Here is a 19647-nt window from a genome sequence, read left to right on the forward strand (position 1 = left end):
TGAACGATAGTTGAATCACTTAGAGATTACTTCAAATAAGTTAAAATATGCGAAGTTTTCAGAGTAGAGTTATATGAAATCGGAGAACTAAACAGGAGCCGCAAGAATGGCATTAAATACAGTAAAAAATGATAAGGAAGTGAAGCCACCTGAAGACACTAAGATGGTTATTAAATACAATAATGTATATAGTACTTTTTTTAATCTACTGGATAGAAAGTTATTTAATCATAAGTAATAAGACAATCTCTATTTTTTATAATATATCTTTATTAAAACATAATCCTTTTTATTTTTTTTATCTCACGATTTTCTTAGGGTTAATAGCCTCGCTTGCTATTTGTTTTGGATTGAGATGGATTAGAAAGAAAAACAAGTTAATATTTTGGATTTTATTTATTGTACATTTAGGTGTATTAATATATTTAACAAAACTCTTGACCTCTGATCTTGGTGGTCCAATTAGAGTTATTAATGGTTAATACAAGATGTCAAATGTCAGCAACAGCGCCTAACATCATATTTAACTTCGAAGTATTCGCCTCAGTCCTCTCTGTGTCAGATTCTGAGCAACGTGTTTGATATACCTTCATTGATTTTTTACCAGGAAATTCTAAGCTAACTTAGGAACGTAAGTTGATTAATAGACACCGCTGCAGCCGGCTAATACGATCGGCTGCTGTTGCCTGTTGAAGTAACGGGCAGGATAGTTCAATTAAAAGATTAAGCATCCTAGTATTAGTCGGATTTACAGGTGCTTTCTTTACCACACAAATATGAAGCAATACTTATTCCAGGCGGGTCATTTTTACTCATAGAACAACGAGAAAAAAGGAATTTTTGAAAGGTAATTGAAATAAAAAAAAGGTGGGAGATTCTTGATAGAAACAAAACGTCTTATAATTAGAGAAATGGTGCAGTCCGATTATGATGCATTGTGCGGAATATTGTGTGATGAGGAAGTAATGCGTGCTGCTTATGAAAGTGCATTCAACTTAGAAGAAGCACAAAATTGGCTTAACAGACATCTTAAAAGATATGAAGAGTATGGTTTTGGACTTTGGGCTGTTGTATTAAAAGAAACAAACGAAATGATTGGTCAATGTGGATTGACGATGCAAAGCTGGAGAGAAAAAGAAATTTTGGAAATAGGGTTTTTGTTTCAAAAAGCGTACTGGCACAAAGGTTACGCAACAGAAGCGGGAATTGCTTGCAAGGAATACGCTTTCTCAGTTCTTAATGCAAGTAGGGTTTATTCTATTATTAGGGACACAAATATAGCCTCTCAAAAAGTTGCTGTTCGAAACGGTATGAATATTATTGATAAAGATACCAAGAATTTTAGGAATATAGATATGGAATTTTTTCTGTATTCTGTAGAGCGAACAAAATGAGCATAATACAAAGTAAAAAACAATTGATAATGTAAATTCAATATGGATTAATCCTACAAACAATCTTGTTCATTTGCTCATACTTCTTGGATGCTTAAATTACAAGCTCAACTATCAAGTGGCTTGGGGTGAACATCAAAACAACTTAGGGATGCTTATTGAGTTTCTCAACAAGATTATACCTATAAGGCTTCTTTTCCAAAATCATTAGATGTATTCAATATTTATACCTGTTTGTTCAATGAAATCAACAACAAAGTTTAACAGAGCCAGAAGTAATAATGCTGAACAAAAACCATATGAACGGTCAAGCAATTTGATAAAAAATAATATAACCTTTCAAAAGAAGTGATGATTATGCTAACGGGGACACGATAGTTGAGCAGAACTAGTGGTAGCTATGCATATCGAAATACAGGGAGTAACTATGGAAATGAATGATTATTTTTTACTGAGAAAACCACATGAAACAATGTGGTACGAATATCCTCTCATGGTTTGTTCGTGGTGTGGGGATGAGGGTTGCGGAATTGTCTCTGTAAAAATCGATAGGGAGAATAACATTGTTACTTGGAAGGACTTTTTCATTGAGCCTGATATGAAAAAAAAATATCGTTCCTTTTTATTTTGAATGGGAAAATTATAAAAAAGTAATTAAGAGCACCTTTGGAATTGCAGGCGTTCAATAGTAAGGCACCACGTTAAGATATCGGGACATCAGTTGAGGCTGCCGATTTGATCGGTGTCCTTCACGAAATGCGTGGACTACCGAAAGGCAAAGGTTTATCGTGTTCCTTGCACGAATGAGTGGGGAGTGGAATTTAGGAAGGGACAGATCGCCGTGGCCGGCAATTGTCCCTTATTTTATTCAAGTGACGGGTAGATACGGTGTCTTTTATATACATTTTCCATTGGGCTTTGCTAAATTTAGTAGATGAAACGCACTGTTAAAATCCAGCAAGCATAATTATTCAATTAGGTTTTTCGTGGCCTTATACAAATTTTCCACGTATACATCTACTTCATCTCGTGTCATGCGTAAGCGATTCACAGAAGTACCATATCCAATTTCCTTTTTACCTTCTTCTAATTCTTTGATAATTCCATCTGCGAAGGCATCTAATGGTTCTCCTTGAGTATGGCCCCCCACTCCACCTAAATTTGTATTCACTGCCGGAGGAGCAACTTCAATTACTTCTACAGACGTTTCAGAAAGTTGGTGTCGTAGACTCATTGTAAATGAATGAAGCGCCGCTTTGGATGCTGAATAAATGGGGGCAATTGCAAACGGTGTAAAAGCTAATCCAGATGTCACGTTGATGATAGTCGCCTCTTTTTTTGTTGCAAAAAATGGAGCGAACATCATAGAGAGATGCAAAGGTGCTTCAAGGTTGGTTGTGATTTCTTTACTGAAATAATTCCAATTGTTCTTCGCATCCCCTTTTAACACATTAAAGCGTTGTTGGATCCCTGCATTATTAACTAACACATTCACTTCTGGATAGTTTGCTGTTACCCAATCAAACAATGCTACACGCTCGGATTCAATATCCAAATTACTTACACGAGTAATAAGGTTAGGGGATTTTTCTTTTGCATGTTGAAGTGCATCTTCACGTCGTCCACAAACAATGACTTTATTTCCAGCTTCGATAAATCGCTCTGCAAAAGCTAAACCTATTCCAGTGCTTCCGCCTGTAATAAGTATTGTATTTCCTGAAAGTTTCATCTTATTTCCTCTTTTCCAATATGAATTCATCTTCTCTTGCTTCTTTTCTTTCCTGGGTATACTTTGTATAACGTGCGATTTTTACATCAATTCCTTTTAATGCTTCTTGCATTAGCGAAATTTCAGCTAGTACATTTTTTTTGTGATTCTTCATCATTTCAAGTCGCAATTCAATAGTACTCTCTCCCTCTACTACCCAATCAACATATTGTTTAATTACACTTATTGGCATATGCGTGTTTTTTAGATAAATAATGATTCCAAGGAAGGCAATTTGATTTTCTGAAAAAAAACGCCTCCCAGCTTCATCACGCTCAATTTGTGGTAATAATCCTTTTTTTTCATAATAACGTATCGTTGATTCCGGAATATCGAGTCTGTCTGAAACTTCGCTAATTGAATAATACTTCATCTGGAGGCCTCCAAATTTTATATTTCATGTCGACAGGATTATGATACGCCTTAAACCATGGTTTAAGTCAACAAAGAAATTAATAGTCTGTTGAAGGCTAAAAGTTTGACTCCAAGAACGCCTACGTTTCTTCATAAATTGCAACCAAGTGATTCGACAATCGTAATACAGCATATACTGATGTACGGAGGTGCTTGAGATGGATTTTTTGAAGGATTTAGGCAAGCTGGCAGGCGATGTGACAGGCAAAGTGCTTGGAGGAACTGTCCGTGTGGCAGGGGAGCTTGTTCGCAGTGATTATATAAAGGAAATCGGCAATGATATAGAACAGGTAACGGCCAAAACTGGCGAAATCGCGGGCCATGCAGCGAGCGGTGTATGGAATTTAAGCGCAGGCCTAATTACCGCAGATAAGCAGCAATCGAAAGCTGGACTACATGAACTTGAACAAACTGCCATTACGACGGCAAAAGGAGTTGTCCATGGCATCGAGTATGTGGTTGAGAGCGGAAAAGATGTCGTGACAGGCTTTAAGGACAGCGATAAAGCGCGGTTGAAAGACGGCGTGAAAAAGCTGGGAAAAGCAGCTGCTATCAGCATTCTGGCTATCGGTGTGATCGATGTCGTCGATGGTCCGGACGTACCGGATTCATCAGGCACAGTTTAAGACATGTGCGTCATAAAAACAGACCCGACGAGAAATCGTTGGGTCTGTTTTAGTATTGGTATTAGTTAATGTACCAGAGCAGGATAGTTTGGAGTAATCCTTTATGTTAAAATGTGGTTAAAACCCTAAGGTGATTCTATGGAGAACTGCTCGAAAATAATGGGAATTCCTGTGCCCAAAATTACAATGGAAGATACAGTCCATATTATTGACCAAGTAATAACGGAAAATAAAGCGGAACTGTTTCATGTGGTAACGCTAAATCCAGAAATCACTATGTCTTGTCAACATGATTTGCTGCTCCATACCATCATTGCTGAGGCTGGTCACCTAACTGCGGACGGTGCAGGTATAGTCATGGTCTCTCGTTTAAAGGGAAATCCACTTCCCGAACGTGTTACAGGATGTGATCTTCTATTCAATTTATTAGAGATGGGGAACCGAAAGAAATGGTCATTTTATCTTCTGGGCGCGAATGAGATGACTAGTAAAATGGCAGCAGAAGAAATAAGCAAGAGATATCCAAATGTATCCGTTTTGGGTAGACAGCATGGCTTTTTTGACCAGAAGGATGAGGCACAAATTGTAGATGAGATTGCGACCTTGAGTCCCGATGTTCTAGTAGTTGCACTTGGAGCCCCAAAAGCTGAATTATGGATACATAAATTTAAAAATGAATTAAATGTTAGAGTTGCTATTGGCGTTGGAGGAAGTCTTGATATCATTGCTGGGACAGTAAAAAGAGCACCAGTGATATGGCAGAAGTTAAATGTGGAATGGCTTTATCGATTATTAAATCAACCATCCAGATGGCGAAGACAATTAATTTTGCCTCGTTTTGTAATGAAAGCATTGTTATTTAAAGAAAATAATCGGTGATAACGGAACAGAAAAAGGTTTGGAGAATTAGTCAAGGAGGAGAGTGAAAAGTATGGTTCATGTAAAAGATTTGTTATCCGATCAGTTATTAGCAAATGCTGATGACCCTAGTTGGTACCTACCATTTTCAGCTGCAGTTGACAATTTGTCGGAGGAAGCAGCTTTTTGGAAGCCTAGTGAAGATAGCAATAGTATCGCTGAAATTGTGCAGCATTTACTTTATTGGAATGAGACATGGCAAACCAGGTACCAAAAATCTGATGTCAATGCCGTGCCTTCCATAGGAGATAATAATAAAAGTTTTATAGTTCCTAAAGACAAAAAGTTCACGGACTTAAAAGATCAATTAGTAGATGTTCTTTTAAAATGGCAAGATCTACTTACTGAAGAACAAGTCGAAAGTGAAGTAAACGGATTTCCGGTGGCTGCCAAGTGGTGGGAGATACTTGGAAATGTATCAACTCATAATGCCTATCACATTGGTCAAATTTGCTATATTCGGAAGCTGCAGAAGAGCTGGAGTAAATGATTAGTCGATACTGCACCGAGGAGCTTTAGGCTATTAGCCACAAAGGAGCTTATTATGACAGAGAATCTTATTGAACGTGCTGCCGGGGGATTAGTTCTCCGCAAGACACATTCAGGAATACATGTCCTACTCATTCACGATAGATATGGACATATCGGTTTCCCAAAGGGCCACCTGGAAGCCGGAGAGACATGGGAGGAAGCCGCAGTCCGAGAAATTTCAGAAGAAACTGGGATTAATTCCAGAATTCTTTCACTTCTTGGCGACATTGAATATCCTATCGAACGAAAAGGGTTAACTATTCGCAAGCAGGTGCGCTTATTCCTTCTTGAAGCCATTGACGAACAGGCTGAGCCAATCCACCAGGCTGATGAAGTTCAAGGTGCTCAATATTTCATTTGGGAAGATGCCGTTCGACTGCACTTGGAACGAGGCTATGCGGACCTGAATTGGGTGTTTGATAAGGCGAAAGAGCTTATGGATTTGCACGAGAAACACTAATATCAAATCTATCAACTTATTGATCAAGATCATGTTCTCATTAAAAGCCGCGCAAATCGCGGCTTTTTCTCATTTTATAAGAAAGACTCTTCTCGCATTCTTTAAAAAAGTCAGCAGAACGATAACAAAAAAGTCAGCATACTGTTAGAGGCGATTTCAACGCTATTGTATGATAGGAGCAAAGAAACGCAGAAAGAGGGGAACTACTTGGCAGAGGCAGTAAAAATGCAAAAGAGAGTTTTTAAAAAGTATATCCCGCTTACAGTAATGACGGTTCCTGGGCTGCTTTACCTGGCGCTCAATAACTACCTACCCATGTTCGGCATCATTATTGCATTTAAAAATATCAACTATGCCAAAGGGATATGGGGTAGTGATTGGATTGGTCTCAAAAATTTTGAATATTTATTTAAAACTTCGGATGCTTACGAAATTACGAGAAATACGATTCTCTATAATGTAGTGTTTATCATTATAGGGACCCTACTTTCTATCGGGGTAGCGATTCTTTTAAATGAAATCAAAAATCGATTCCTCTCAAGGTTGTACCAGAGTATTATTTTGTTGCCCTTTCTCATTTCTATGGTCATCGTCAGCTATTTAGCTTATGCAGGTCTAAGCTTGGAAACGGGTTTCCTCAACAAGACGGTACTTCCTCTCTTGGGGATGCGGGAGATTGACTGGTATCAGGAGTCGAAATATTGGCCGGTCATTTTAACCTTGATTCATGTATGGAAAGGTCTGGGCTACAGCAGTATTGTTTATTTTGCCGCTATCATCGGAATTGACGAAGAATATTATGAGGCGGCGAAATTGGATGGGGCTAGCAAGTGGCAGCAGATCCGTCATATTACGTTCCCGTTGTTGACGCCTACAATAACGATGTTGGTTCTGCTAAGCATCGGAAAAATATTTCATTCCGACTTCGGTCTGTTCTATCAGGTGACGATGAACTCGGGTGCAATTTACTCGACAACCAACGTCATCGATACCTATGTGTATCGAGGATTGAAGGAACTAGGAGACATCGGAATGTCAGCGGCAGCTGGTTTGTATCAATCGGTGGTCGGATTTGTCCTCGTCCTTATAACCAACTATTTGGTTGGTAAATTCAACAAAGATAATGCATTGTTCTAGCGAGGTGACATCTATGAAAAATGAAAGTAAAACGCTTCAAAGGTTGGGACATATCCTCATGATTTTGTTCTCCCTGGCGTGCGTGGTTCCTTTTCTTCTCCTGTTTCTTTCATCCATTACCGACGAGAAAGAGATTATCCGAAACGGGTATTCCTTTCTGCCGTCTCAATTCAGCGTGCTTGCCTACCGATATATGTTAGAAGAAGGCGCAGACATTTTTCGGGCCTATGGCATCACGGTGCTGATTACTGTGGTAGGGACTACAGCGAGCCTTGTGTTCACTTCGTTATTGGCCTATCCTATTTCACGGAGAGATTATCCTCTTCGAAACGTGTTAGCATTCGTCGTTTTCTTCACTCTGTTATTTAATGGAGGACTGGTACCGTCCTATCTGGTTTATTCACAGATGCTGGATCTCAAGAACACGATTTTGGCGCTGATTATCCCCGGACTTTTAATGAATGGATTTAACGTCATGCTGATGCGGACCTATTTTCAAACCTCGATACCCATGGCCGTAATCGAATCAGCGAATATAGATGGAGCGGGAGAGGTTAGAACGTTCGGATCGATTGTGCTACCACTTTCAATGCCAATTCTTGCAACTGTGGGGCTTTTTCAAACCATTACCTACTGGAATGATTGGATGAATGGAATGATCTATATTACAGACCCGCGTTATTATAGTATCCAAAATCTTCTGAACCGCATTTTACAGGATGCGCAGTATCTGGCAAGCAGTGATTTCAATTCTGGCTCCAGCACAGCAGCGGAATCAATTCCCGGCTCTACCGTAAAAATGGCTATCGCGGTAATTGGCATGATCCCGATTCTAATCGCCTACCCGTTCTTCCAGAAATATTTTGTCAAAGGGATTACGATCGGAGCCGTGAAAGGGTAGTTCATTTGCAATCATTTTCAAAAAACATATCAGGTCCATTTAGTTAGCTCATAAGGGCTTATTAAATGGGCTTCCTTTACTTATTCGTGTACTATAATAAGGATACTAAAATATAGAAACCACAGGTGTTGGGGTAGGTGTTGGATGAAGGCATCAAAGTCAAAATGGAAGCATTCCCTGAATTCAATAAGGATGAAATTGATGCTGGGGGTATTGATTTTAACGGTACCATTGATCACTATACTGATTTATTACAGCGTATATTCAACCAAAGTCGTGCGAAATCAGGTAGCGGATTCCTATAAGAACATGATGATCCTATATATGGATCAAGTAGATAAAACTTTGGAGGATAGTGAAAAGTATATTAATAACACAGTAGCTGCCGATTCTGATTTTATCGCCTACCAATTGTCGAAATCGGATTATGATTTTAATTTCAATAAAATTATGATGTTTAATAAATTATCGAATGATATTAGTATGTACAATTCTATCAATTCTTTCTTCCTATATGCTCCCAAAAGAGATGATATATTACGAGTCACCAGAGATAGAGGCACCATTGAAGAAGATGAGGCCATGAATAACGTCATTAAGATGACCGTGGATTCCCAGCGAATCAACTCCAAACATTGGAATGTTGAGCAAATCAACAACACTTATTATTTAATGTACATCTTCCAATCCGGGGATGTTTATTTTGGGGCCTGGATCAAAGCGGACAATCTGATGGTTCCGTTCAAAACCATAGATTTTGGTACGAACGGAGGAGCTTTATTCGCAACTCAAGACGGAGTACCTTTGACGAACATTGACCTTGTCAACCGAAATCAAGTTCAGCTGAAATCTGTTATGGAAAATTATTATTTATCAGGTAATTCTCGCAATTTCTTGGTGGTTGGAGAACCGTCATCCAAAGGGGATTTCAATCTGATCGCACTCGTGCCTGACGAGAAGATCCTGGAAAAGCTGCCCTACTTACAAAAAATGGTTGGTCTTATTACTTTTGCAAGCCTTTTTTCACTGCCGTTAGGGCTCAGTTTGTTACGAAGAACGATCATGCTTCCGCTTAACCGCTTGATGGCCGCTATGAAAAGAATTCGAAGCGGTTATATGGAAGCTCGCATTGAAACATTTCCAACATCTGATGAATTTATTCTGGTTAATGAGACGTTTAACAATATGATCGCACAAATTGAGGGACTGCGAATTAATGTTTATGAAGAACAGCTAAGCAAGCAAAAGGAAGAGCTGCAGCGTTTACAACTGCAGATTAATCCACATTTCTTTTTAAATTCGTTAAATATATTATACAACTTAGCCAAAGTGAAAAATTTTGAATTGATTAAAGAAATGTCTTTATCCTTAATGAAATATTTCAGATATATGCTCAGAAGTAATCTCAGTCTAGTGAAGTTAAAAGATGAACTCGAACACACACAGAATTATTTTCGTATCCAGGAACTTCGTTTTCCGGAAAGTCTGACATGTCAAATTAACGCACCGGAATTTTTAATTGATACGTATGTGCCGCCACTTGTCATTCAAACTTTTGTTGAAAACACGGTGAAGCACGCGGTTACGCTGGATGAACCGATACATATTTCAATCGATATTGATGTAATCGAGCAGGATCATGTTCCTTATCTTACCGTTTTAATTCAAGATACGGGCAGGGGCTTCTCCGAAGAAGTGCTGCATGTTCTGCAAAAAGAGGAAAGTCTGGTCACCGAGCAAGGGGAACATGTCGGAATATGGAACATTCAACGGAGACTCCGCCTGCTGTATGCCCAATCGGCCCAAATCTCTTTTTCGAATCGGCTGCCTCGCGGAGCGGCCATTTCAATTACTCTACCTATCCATTTGAAAATGAAAGCTGGAGGTGCGGACGATGTACCATTTACTGATTGTTGATGATGAAAAGCATGTGATTGAGGGTGTAAAATCCGATTTGGATTTAGCAAAAAACGAAATCTCTGAACTCTATACGGCGTATAACATCAGGCAAGCTAAAGCCATTTTTGCCGAGCACCGCATCGATATTCTGTTTTGTGACATTGAAATGCCGCAGGGCAGCGGCCTGGAGCTGCTAGCTTGGGTAAGGGAAAATCACCTGGAAACAGAGGTCATTTTCTTGACTGCGCATGCGGATTTCAAATACGCCAAACAAGCGATTCAACTAGGGAGCTTGGCTTATTTAATTAAGCCGGCACTTGTTGATGAACTGGAAGAGGTGCTGACGAATGCCAAGCAGAAAATATCCCGACACAGCGAGCTTCATCGTGTGAATCTGTTATGGACGCAAAATCATCACTTGATCGAGGAAAGGTTTTGGAAGGATTTACTTGATCAAACAATCCCCTCACATGAAAAGGAAATAAGAGAAATTGCCACACATCGGAATTTTCTTTACTCCGAAACGATGACTTTTCTGCCCGTTCTCATCAGTGTTCAGCGCTGGCATCAGGAATTTAGTATGCGCGATGAGAAAAATTTGGAATATGCGCTCAAAAATTCGGCGAAAGAAATGATTGTTCAACAAGTAACGAGTGGGCAAATACTCCCCATCGACAGAGGACAAATTCTCGTCATTTTATATTTTGAAACGTATGCCCATGAGCTCATGGAGAAGTTAATACGCAGCTGTGAAGCTTATATTGAGTTTTGCAATCATTATTTTTACTGCGATTTATGTTGTTATTTGGGCACTGATGGTTATCTGCACGAGGTTTTGCCTATTGTACAGGAATTGATAGCACTGGATACCAATAATGTGGCCTTTAATAACAAAGTATTCCCGTTAAACAGGAAAGCTGTCTCCTCTGTACAGATCCAGTTGCCGGACATGACCCTCTGGTCGGCGATGCTAAAAAAGGGAACGAAGGAGCACGTGATCGCGGAAGCGACGGAATTTGTGGAGAAATTGGTACAAAACGAAGCGTTAAATGCGAGTTTACTGCGTCAATTTTATGAAAATTTCCTTCAGATGACGTATTTCGTACTGAATCTGAAAGGCATTCAGGCTCATCAATTATTTTGTGATGAGATCTCTTTGTCTCTGTCCGGCAAGGCCACTCGTTCGGTAACTGACCTGTTAGCCTGGATTCGGCATACCGTTGTGAAAGCAATGGATCAAGCGGAGGCCGTGGAACAAGGTACTTCCGTTATTGCGTCTGTTAAACAGTATATTGCCGTTCATTTGGATCAAGCGGAGTTATCCCGTGAGGATTTGGCTGAGCATGTCTATTTACATCCGGATTATTTATCTCGTTTTTTTAAGAAAGAGACGGGGATGTCCATATCGGACTATTTGCTGCAAGAAAGAGTGAATCTGGCCAAGCAATTACTGTGCAAAAGCAACATGTCGATCGGTAGTATCGCCTTCTCCGTGGGCTATTCGAATTTCTCCCATTTCTCTAAAATGTTCAAAAAAGTGACGAACTTGAATCCAAATGATTATCGCCAGCAGCATGGTTAATAGTCCCGGAAAAAGTCATGAAGGCGGTAATGAAATGGTCATCAAACTGTTAGCAGGTCTGGGATCCCTTAGTTTATTATTACAACTAGTAACAGCCATAAACTTTCTTAAAAAGGGGTTAGAACATGAACAAACGGACTAAAATGATGATTATGTTTTTGGCGATGATCATGGCAACGATGCTTTTTCTAACGGCATGTGGAAAGAATCCGAGCAATCAGCAAGTCGCTTCCACCGCAACGTCGACGCCTTCAACTGCAACTTCGTCTGGCAAAGGGGATACGAAAGCGCCTGCCGAACTTACGATGGCGTTCCCTATTTACGGCGCGATGCCAAAAGATATGAATCTTATTGAGGCAGAAGTGAACAAAATCACCAAAGCGAAAATTAACGCTTCTGTCAAACTTTTACCTATTAACTCCGGGAATTGGGTTCAACAAACGAACTTGATGATGAGCAGTAACGATAAACTTGATCTTATGACAATCAATGGCGGTGGAGGCGGTTATCCTTCTGTTGTGGCTAAAGGACAATTAAAACCTTTGGACGACTTACTTGCCCAATATGGAAAGGGGATTTCCGCTGTTTTGGAACCCGCTTATCTGAACGCTTCGAAAATTGATGGTAAGATCTATGGGGTTGCCAGCATCCGTGATTTGGCAAAAAATTATGGGCTAGTCATGAGGAAGGACATTGTTGACAAATATAATATCGATATCAGTAAGATCAAAACATTAGACGATGTGGAGGCTGTTCTGAAGCTTGTAAAAGAAAAAGAGCCAGATTTAACCCCGATTGCTTCAGGCGGGACGGGCAGTACGTTTCTGAAAGTATATAGATTAGAAGATCCATTAGTTGATGGCTTTGGTGTTCTGCCTGGCTATGACAATAATATGAAAGTTGTTAATTATCAAGAAGCACCGGAATATGCTGAGCTTATCAAAAGATTTAGAAGTTGGTACCAAGCCGGTTATGTGATAAAGGATGCGGCAACGAGCCAAACATCAACGAGTGACTTAGTCAAATCGGGAAAATTATTCGGGTATTTGGCAGGAATGAAGCCCGGCTATGATGCCCAGGAATCCCGAGCATCGACTTATCAAATGGTCACTGTCCAATTGCTCGACCCCGTTGCGACGACAGGAACGATTACGAATCTGATGTGGGGGATTCCGCAGAATTCTGCGTATCCAGAGCGCGCCATGATGCTGTTAAATTTATTGTATACGGATAAAGACTTAATTAATTTGCTTGATTGGGGTATTGAAGGTAAACATTATGTGAAAGTATCTGACAATATGATCGACTTCCCACCAGGTATTGACGCCAAAAACAGTGGTTATTACTTGGGGCTGAGTTGGATTTTCGGCAACCAATTTCTCTCCTACGTGTTTAAGGGAGATGATCCGGATATTTGGAAAAAGATGGATGAATTCAATAAAACCGCGAAGAAATCGAAGGCGCTTGGTTTTAACTTTAACGCCGAATCTGTGAAAACGGAAATAACAGCAGTCACGAATGTAGTCAATCAATATCAAAAAGGTCTTGAAACAGGAACACTTGACCCGGATAAGGCGCTTCCTGACTATAATGCTAAACTTAAATCAGCAGGCATCGATAAAATAATACAGGAAAAGCAAAAGCAATTGGATGCGTGGGTGAGTTCGAAAAAATAGGATTTGGATCGGATAACAATTTTAGTTTAAAAAGAAATAGATGATGATGTCGGCCCGAGCCTTTATGGTAAGGGCTTTTTTATTTTTTTAGTTTGTGAGCTATTCCATGAAGTTATCGTTCGATTATTTTTTCGTATTTAATCAATTGTCCATAGCATGTTAAAATCCGATTAAACAAGTTGGAAAAGTAAGAAAGACAATGGAGGGGAGGACAAGCGAGTATGCGTGCATACATGATGAAGCGGGTGCTGCACCTTATTCCAACACTTGTCGGCGCCTCGTTGGTTATTTTCTTTATCTTCGCCCTGGCGCCGGGAGATTTCATCGACTCAGACATAAATCTGACACCGGAACGGGCCTTGGAGCTTAAGGCGATCTACGGTTTCGATAAGCCGCTGTTCGAACGATATTTCATCTGGCTGGGCAATGCGCTGAGGGGTGACTTCGGCTACTCGCTTCAATACCAGCAGCCTGTCATGAAAGTGCTCGGGGAATATATATGGAACTCGTTTCTCATAGCCGGCGCCTCGCTCATCATGACCTGGATCATCGCACTTTTGGCGGGTGTCATATCGGCTGTCAAAATGTACACCTGGTACGATTCACTCGTCACCTTCGGTGTATTTGCGCTGATGTCGTTTCCTTCGTTTTTCCTCGGTTTGCTGATGGTGAAGTTTTTCGCCGTTGACTTGGGGTGGCTGCCTATAGGAGGCATGCTGAATACCGGAAGTGAGGCGACGGGGTGGGCTTACGCATGGGAGGTACTGAACCATATGCTTTTACCGGCAACCGTGATGACGCTGCTAAGCGTTGGATCGCTTACCCGGCATTTTCGGACTAATATGATTGACGTCATCAAGCAGGATTTTGTCCGTACGGCAAGAGCGAAGGGACTCAAGGAGCGGGTCGTAGTGTTCAAACATGCGCTGCGCAATGCTTTGCTTCCGGCAATTACGCTGCTGGGGCTCGAACTGCCGGGATTGTTTTCCGGCGCTATTATCACCGAAAAAGTGTTCACATGGCCGGGAGTGGGCTACATCCATATGGAGGCGATCACTAACCGGGATTATACGCTGCTTATGGGATTTACGATGTTTCTGGCCATTATAACGGTGCTCGGCAATTTACTTGCCGACTGGCTATATGCCACAGCGGATCCACGAATACGGATGAAATAGGGAGGTGGGGGGATGCAAGCGGAGACCTGGAGCTCGGTGCAGACCGGAAATAAGACCGCCGCAGATCACGAATCCCGCACAAGGGCCTCGTCACTTTGGGGAACTGCACGAAAACGGTTAGGTAGAAAAAAATTGGCTATGGCTGGACTGTTCTTTTTGCTCTTTATGGCGCTATTATGTGTGATTGGACCTTTGTTCTCGGATTATAAGGAAGGCAAGGTGATTGTATCGCTGATTAACAAACCGCCTAATGCCGAGCACTGGCTAGGAACGGACCAGCTCGGTCGGGATGTGCTGACGAGGCTGATGCAAGCTGGGCGCATATCGCTGCTTGTTGGCGTTGTATCGATGGTGCTCTCCGTCGTATTGGGTTCGCTGCTCGGGGCTCTTGCAGGCTACTATCGCGGAGCGGTTGATAACATCATCATGCGTGCGGCAGACATTTTGCTGGCAGTCCCGGAAATTCCGATTCTTATCATCATCGGTGCCATTTTATCCGACCTCAAGGTGCCTTCCGAATATCGGATCTATCTGGTCATGGTCATGATTAGCTTCATGGCTTGGCCGTCGCTCGCCAGGCTCGTGCGCAGTCAGATTTTATCGTTCAGGGAGAGAACCTTCATGCTCGCTGCAGAATCGCTCGGGCTGCGAGACCGAAGGAAAATCGTGCATCTGCTGTTGAATGCGGTGCCGGTCATCATCGTCGTTGCCACCTTGAGTGTGGCCAGGGCTATTTTAAGCGAGACAGTGCTTAGCTATTTAGGGCTTGGCGTTGTGCCGCCAACGCCATCTTGGGGAAATATGATGGCTGCGGCCAATTCGCTCATCGATTTCCAAACACGGCCATGGTTGTGGATTCCGCCGGGGACGGCGATTTTCTTCACGGTCATTGCCATTAACTTGCTCGGAGATGGGCTGCGGGACGCTTTGGATCCGAAACTAAAAAGGTAGGTGAATCCGTTGCCCGGAACATTAGCGGAATTTAAAGATTTGCATACTTATTTTTATACGGAGCAGGGGATTGTCAAATCCGTCAATGGCGTGAGTTTCCGTATCGGCGAAGGGGAAACGGTGGCATTGGTCGGGGAATCCGGCTGCGGCAAAAGCGTAACGGCGCTTTCGATGATGGGCCTGATCGAGCAGCCGGCAGGCCGTATCGTCGGCGGTGAAATTATATTTGATGGCGAAAATTTGCTGCGGGACGGCGGAAAGCCGGTGCACCGGCTGCGTGGGCACGAAATCGCGATGATCTTCCAAGAGCCGATGTCCTCGCTTAATCCGGTGCTCACGATCGGTGAGCAGCTCATGGAGCCGCTGATGGAACATTTGCATCTTCGCAAAAAAGAAGCTCGCGCCGAAGCGGTCGAGTGGATTCGCAAGGTTGGCGTCCCGAGAGCTGAGCAGCTAGTGGATGCTTACCCCCATGAACTTAGTGGGGGGATGCTGCAGCGAATCATGATCGCGATTGCCTTATGCTGCCGGCCCAAGCTGCTCATTGCCGATGAGCCAACAACGGCGCTGGATGTGACGATACAGGCACAAATCCTCGATTTATTGAGGACGCTTAGGGTAGAAACCGGGATGTCGATTCTACTTATTACGCACGATCTTGGTGTGGTGGCAGAAATGGCCGATCAAGTTATTGTCATGTACGGTGGCCAAGTGATCGAACAGGCGCCGGTGCTGCCGTTGTTCCGCAATCCACAGCATCCGTACACGCAAGGGCTGCTGAAATCCAGACCCCGACTCGGGCAGCGGGTGGACAGACTATACGCCATCCCTGGGCAGGTCCCGAGCCCAATCGGCCTTGCAAGCATATGCCGGTTCAGCGACAGATGCGAATATGCAATGGAGATTTGCCGTACGAGAGAACCGGAAAATCGAAATACTGAAAAAGATCATTCCGTAGCCTGCTGGCTGTATGAGGAGGGGAGCGACATTGTCCGAAGCGTTGGTGCAAGTCAAAGGGCTTAAGACATATTTTCCTATTACTCAAGGGTTATGGGGACGTAAGGTCGGGGACGTAAAAGCGGTTGATGGCATCGACCTGACGATTCGCAGAGGGGAAACCTTTGGGCTTGTCGGTGAGTCCGGCAGCGGCAAAAGCACGATCGGACGCACAATTTTGCGTCTCGGTGAGAAGACCGACGGCGAAGTCCGGTTCGACGGGATCGACCTATACTCCTTATCTCGGAACGAACTTCGCAGCATGCGCCCGCGGATGCAGATGGTGTTTCAGGATCCGTTCGGCTCGCTTAACCCGCGCATCCGCATTGGAGACGCCATCGGAGAAGCGCTGCTCGATCATGGTCTTGCCTCCAAAGCGGAAATCAGGGAGAAGGTGCTGGAGGTGCTTAACCTGTGCGGTTTGGCTTCCTATCATATCGACAGGTATCCCCATGAATTTTCCGGCGGCCAGCGGCAGAGGATCGGCATTGCTCGCGCTATCATCTTGAATCCTGAGTTTATCGTAGCAGATGAACCGGTTTCTGCGCTCGACGTGTCGATTCAAGCACAAATCATCAATTTGCTAAGCGACCTGCAAGGGAGCCGTGGCTACACGTATTTGCTCATCTCGCACGATTTGAGTGTGGTCGAGCACTTATGCACGACCATCGGTGTTCTATATCTGGGCTCACTGGTGGAGCTTGCTCCCCGTGATGAGTTGTTCAGCCATCCCCAGCACCCGTATACAAAGGCGCTGCTCTCTGCAGTTCCGATCCCTGATCCGACTGCCGTGAGGGAGAGGATTGTGCTGAAGGGAGATATTCCAAGCCCGGCTCATCCTCCATCCGGCTGCAAGTTTCATACGAGATGCCCATGGGCAGAAGCCGTTTGCCGAGAACAGAAGCCAATGTTTCGAGATGTAGGCGGCGGTCATTATGCTGCTTGTCATTTGATCTAATTGAGAAGGAGGCAGAACGATGCCGAAAGTAAAACTTCCTCAGCCGATAGGCGTTCGTATTGAAGCTGCCCGGGCATACGGGATTTCCGGAACGGAGTTGACGGAAATATTAAGATCAGGTGACTTCAATAGACTGAAGAATGCGGTTCTCGACGACTGGACGTGGGACAGCTTGTTCGAATACGCAGCCTCCCGGCGGGAGGAGTGCGAGGAAGCCATCCTGCACGGCTATTCTTTTACCTTTATTACGATTCGGGGATTAAAGACGTATTTGAAATACCGGTTTGGACTGGTAGAGGACCGAGACTTCAGCAGCAGTGAATACGGTGTGGAACAATTGAGGCTGAATCAGGAAGAGTTAGTCCAATTGCGGGAGACCATACCCGATGTACATTGGCATATCGTGGTTCGCGAAAATGTCGCAGTAGCAGGTGAGAGTACGGTGGACATCGTCTTGAAATCTCCGGGTTTAACAACATTTTGAGTTAGAGAAAGGAATAGAAAATGAAGAGAAAAAAGTGGGTTACGCTCATATTATGGAGTCTTATGACAACAACGTTGGTGTCAGCATGCGGAAGCAATCCAACGGCTACCTCTACCGCCAATCAAGCGGGCCAGACTCCACCAGCAGCCGAGCAGTCAAGTGCTAGTGATATTAAAGATGGTCTGCTGAAAGCAACGGATCTTTCGAAAAATCCGGATACCTCCAAGAAACGAATCAACACATTCGTATCGGGGACACTGTCGATGGAAGGTGTTTTCAATCCGTATTTTTCGCAAAACGGCTGGGATGGGAACGTGACGAACGTCATTTTCGGTCAATTAGTCGGCAAAGACGGTGCGGGCAAAGCGATTCCCGAGTTGGCTGAGAAATGGGAGATCTCCCAAGATCAATTGACCTATACATTCCGGCTGCGTCCGGACTTGACATTCAGCGACGGTACGCCGTTAACGGCCGAAGATGTAGCTTTTACGCTGACGCTGCTGCACGATCCCGTTTATGATGGAAATACGGATATTACGCAAGCGAACATTGTGGGTGGCAAAGCCTACAAAGAGGGGAAAGCGTCCTCGGTAGAAGGAATCAAAGTGATTGATCCGCAAACCATTCAAGTGACGACGGATAAGGTGAGTACGCTGTCGCTGCCCTTGATTGGCGGCAAGGTGCTTTCCAAGGCCTACTACGGCAAGGGTTACAAGCAGGGGAATTTGGATGAAATTAAAACTTTGCATTCACAGCCTCTAGGTGCTGGACCCTATAAATTTAGCAAATATGTAAAGGGCCAGGAGGTAAGGCTCATAGCGAATCCTTATTACTTTAACGGCAAGCCGGCTGTGGAAAATTTCATTTTCAAGGTTACCGATGGCAGTACGAATTTTCAATTGTTAAAAGTAGGCGAAACCGATTTTGATCGATTCACGGCGAACCGCGATAACTATGAGCAGCTGAAATCGCTCGGATTTGCCAATATCAACATTTTTACGGCAACCTCTTACGTCTATCTCGATTTCAATTCGAATAAGCCGTACTTTAAAGACAAACGCGTTCGTCAGGCGTTATATTACGGGCTGGATCGGCAAAAGTTCACCGACATTTTGTACCAGGGCTTCGGGTCCGTAGCCAATGTTCCGGTATCTCCGAGCTCGTGGGCGTATACCAAAGACGTGACCGCTTATCCGTTTGATCCGCAAAAGGCGAAGCAACTGCTTGACGAAGCCGGCTGGAAAGTGGGCTCTGACGGTATTCGGGAGAAAGACGGACAAAAACTCGTGCTGCAATATTTGGGCCGCAAAGGCTACAATATCGATGATGTGCTCATTCCTCTGGCTAAAGAAAACTTGAAGGATATAGGCATCGGTGTGGAATCGGAGATTTTGGATTTCAACGCGTTGCTGGCCAAGCGGAAGAAAGGGGACTTCGATCTCACGTCGTTCACAACGACGAATTTATCCGATCCGTATGATGGAGTAAAAAGCTACCATTCGAAATACAACATCAGTGGCTATGCCAATCCAAAGGTGGATCAATTGATCGATCAGTCGACGGGCGTTCTGGATACGGGCAAAAGAACGGAGCTTTATCATTCGCTGTACAAAGAGCTGAAGGAGGATCCGCCTGTGCTGCTGCTGTCTTATCTGAAAATTTTGTCCGCGCATAACGCACGGGTTAAAGGGGTGGACCTCGATCCGATCAACATATTGGGCAATTCGATTCCCTCTTTGAAAATTGAATAGCATCCGAGCTTATTCTTGATTGA

At 43.3% G+C, this 19647-nt stretch carries 19 protein-coding genes and 1 pseudogene; 18 read left to right on the plus strand and 2 right to left on the minus strand.

The window, feature by feature from the left end; genetic code table 11:
- Positions 1-748 precede the first annotated feature (748 nt).
- From PCH02S_RS00005 to PCH02S_RS00015, 3 genes and pseudogenes are all read left to right on the plus strand, one after another.
- Positions 749-829 (plus strand): annotated as a pseudogene (locus tag PCH02S_RS00005) (class I SAM-dependent methyltransferase); the annotation flags it as partial.
- A gap of 49 nt (positions 830-878) precedes the next feature.
- Positions 879-1394 (plus strand): GNAT family N-acetyltransferase, encoded by a 516-nt coding sequence (locus tag PCH02S_RS00010; protein WP_127448932.1) that lies wholly within the window; start codon positions 879-881, stop codon positions 1392-1394.
- A gap of 427 nt (positions 1395-1821) precedes the next feature.
- On the plus strand, positions 1822-2025 hold the full coding sequence (locus tag PCH02S_RS00015) for a hypothetical protein (protein ID WP_174806709.1): 204 nt from the start codon (positions 1822-1824) through the stop codon (positions 2023-2025).
- 336 nt (positions 2026-2361) lie between these two features.
- Here the strand turns inward: PCH02S_RS00015 and PCH02S_RS00020 are convergent, their stop codons facing one another.
- Both PCH02S_RS00020 and PCH02S_RS00025 read right to left on the minus strand, forming a co-directional pair.
- Positions 2362-3123 (minus strand): SDR family oxidoreductase, encoded by a 762-nt coding sequence (locus tag PCH02S_RS00020; RefSeq protein ID WP_127448933.1) that lies wholly within the window; start codon positions 3121-3123, stop codon positions 2362-2364.
- Between the two features lies 1 nt (position 3124).
- Positions 3125-3535 carry a MerR family transcriptional regulator gene (locus tag PCH02S_RS00025; RefSeq protein ID WP_127448934.1) on the minus strand — a complete coding sequence of 137 codons (411 nt, stop codon included), beginning with the start codon at positions 3533-3535 and terminating at the stop codon, positions 3125-3127.
- Between the two features lie 199 nt (positions 3536-3734).
- Between PCH02S_RS00025 and PCH02S_RS00030 the strand changes: the two genes are divergently transcribed.
- The 15 genes from PCH02S_RS00030 to PCH02S_RS00100 all read left to right on the plus strand — a co-directional run bounded on the left by PCH02S_RS00030 (position 3735) and on the right by PCH02S_RS00100 (position 19624).
- Positions 3735-4202 (plus strand): hypothetical protein, encoded by a 468-nt coding sequence (locus PCH02S_RS00030; protein WP_127448935.1) that lies wholly within the window; start codon positions 3735-3737, stop codon positions 4200-4202.
- Positions 4203-4361: 159 nt separating this feature from the next.
- A complete protein-coding gene (locus tag PCH02S_RS00035) occupies positions 4362-5081 on the plus strand; it encodes a WecB/TagA/CpsF family glycosyltransferase (protein WP_307719915.1) in 720 nt (239 codons plus the stop codon).
- Between the two features lie 52 nt (positions 5082-5133).
- Positions 5134-5610, plus strand: coding sequence for a DinB family protein (locus PCH02S_RS00040; RefSeq protein ID WP_127448937.1), 477 nt, complete (start codon positions 5134-5136; stop codon positions 5608-5610).
- Between the two features lie 54 nt (positions 5611-5664).
- Positions 5665-6111 (plus strand): NUDIX hydrolase, encoded by a 447-nt coding sequence (locus PCH02S_RS00045; RefSeq protein ID WP_127448938.1) that lies wholly within the window; start codon positions 5665-5667, stop codon positions 6109-6111.
- A gap of 225 nt (positions 6112-6336) precedes the next feature.
- Complete coding sequence (locus PCH02S_RS00050; RefSeq protein WP_167494413.1) at positions 6337-7248, plus strand: ABC transporter permease; 912 nt, start codon at positions 6337-6339, stop codon at positions 7246-7248.
- A 13-nt stretch (positions 7249-7261) separates the two neighbouring features.
- Positions 7262-8149: a carbohydrate ABC transporter permease gene (locus PCH02S_RS00055; RefSeq protein ID WP_127448939.1), complete on the plus strand. Its 888-nt coding sequence runs from the start codon at positions 7262-7264 to the stop codon at positions 8147-8149.
- A gap of 201 nt (positions 8150-8350) precedes the next feature.
- Positions 8351-10066, plus strand: a complete 1716-nt coding sequence (locus tag PCH02S_RS00060) for a sensor histidine kinase (RefSeq protein WP_164819369.1) — start codon at positions 8351-8353, stop codon at positions 10064-10066.
- Positions 10044-11630, plus strand: coding sequence for a response regulator transcription factor (locus PCH02S_RS00065; protein ID WP_127448941.1), 1587 nt, complete (start codon positions 10044-10046; stop codon positions 11628-11630). The genes PCH02S_RS00060 and PCH02S_RS00065 overlap by 23 nt, the downstream gene beginning before the upstream one ends.
- Before the next feature lie 125 nt (positions 11631-11755).
- Complete coding sequence (locus tag PCH02S_RS00070; protein ID WP_127448942.1) at positions 11756-13306, plus strand: ABC transporter substrate-binding protein; 1551 nt, start codon at positions 11756-11758, stop codon at positions 13304-13306.
- 221 nt (positions 13307-13527) lie between these two features.
- On the plus strand, positions 13528-14484 hold the full coding sequence (locus PCH02S_RS00075) for an ABC transporter permease (protein WP_127448943.1): 957 nt from the start codon (positions 13528-13530) through the stop codon (positions 14482-14484).
- Positions 14485-14496: 12 nt separating this feature from the next.
- Entirely contained in the window at positions 14497-15435 is a 939-nt protein-coding gene (gene opp4C, locus PCH02S_RS00080; RefSeq protein ID WP_127448944.1) for an oligopeptide ABC transporter permease, read from the plus strand.
- Positions 15436-15444: 9 nt separating this feature from the next.
- The gene (locus tag PCH02S_RS00085; protein WP_127448945.1) at positions 15445-16458 is read left to right on the plus strand and encodes an ABC transporter ATP-binding protein; all 1014 of its coding nucleotides are present in this window, start codon (positions 15445-15447) and stop codon (positions 16456-16458) included.
- Complete coding sequence (locus tag PCH02S_RS00090; protein WP_127448946.1) at positions 16424-17389, plus strand: ABC transporter ATP-binding protein; 966 nt, start codon at positions 16424-16426, stop codon at positions 17387-17389. Before PCH02S_RS00085 ends, PCH02S_RS00090 begins: the two co-directional genes overlap by 35 nt.
- A gap of 19 nt (positions 17390-17408) precedes the next feature.
- On the plus strand, positions 17409-17873 hold the full coding sequence (locus PCH02S_RS00095; protein WP_127448947.1) for a hypothetical protein: 465 nt from the start codon (positions 17409-17411) through the stop codon (positions 17871-17873).
- A 20-nt stretch (positions 17874-17893) separates the two neighbouring features.
- Positions 17894-19624 carry an ABC transporter substrate-binding protein gene (locus PCH02S_RS00100; RefSeq protein WP_127448948.1) on the plus strand — a complete coding sequence of 577 codons (1731 nt, stop codon included), beginning with the start codon at positions 17894-17896 and terminating at the stop codon, positions 19622-19624.
- The last annotated feature ends 23 nt before the right edge of the window (positions 19625-19647 follow it).

The sequence above is a fragment of the Paenibacillus chondroitinus NBRC 15376 genome (assembly GCF_004000765.1).
Classification (GTDB): Bacteria; Bacillota; Bacilli; order Paenibacillales; family NBRC-103111; genus Paenibacillus_E; species Paenibacillus_E chondroitinus.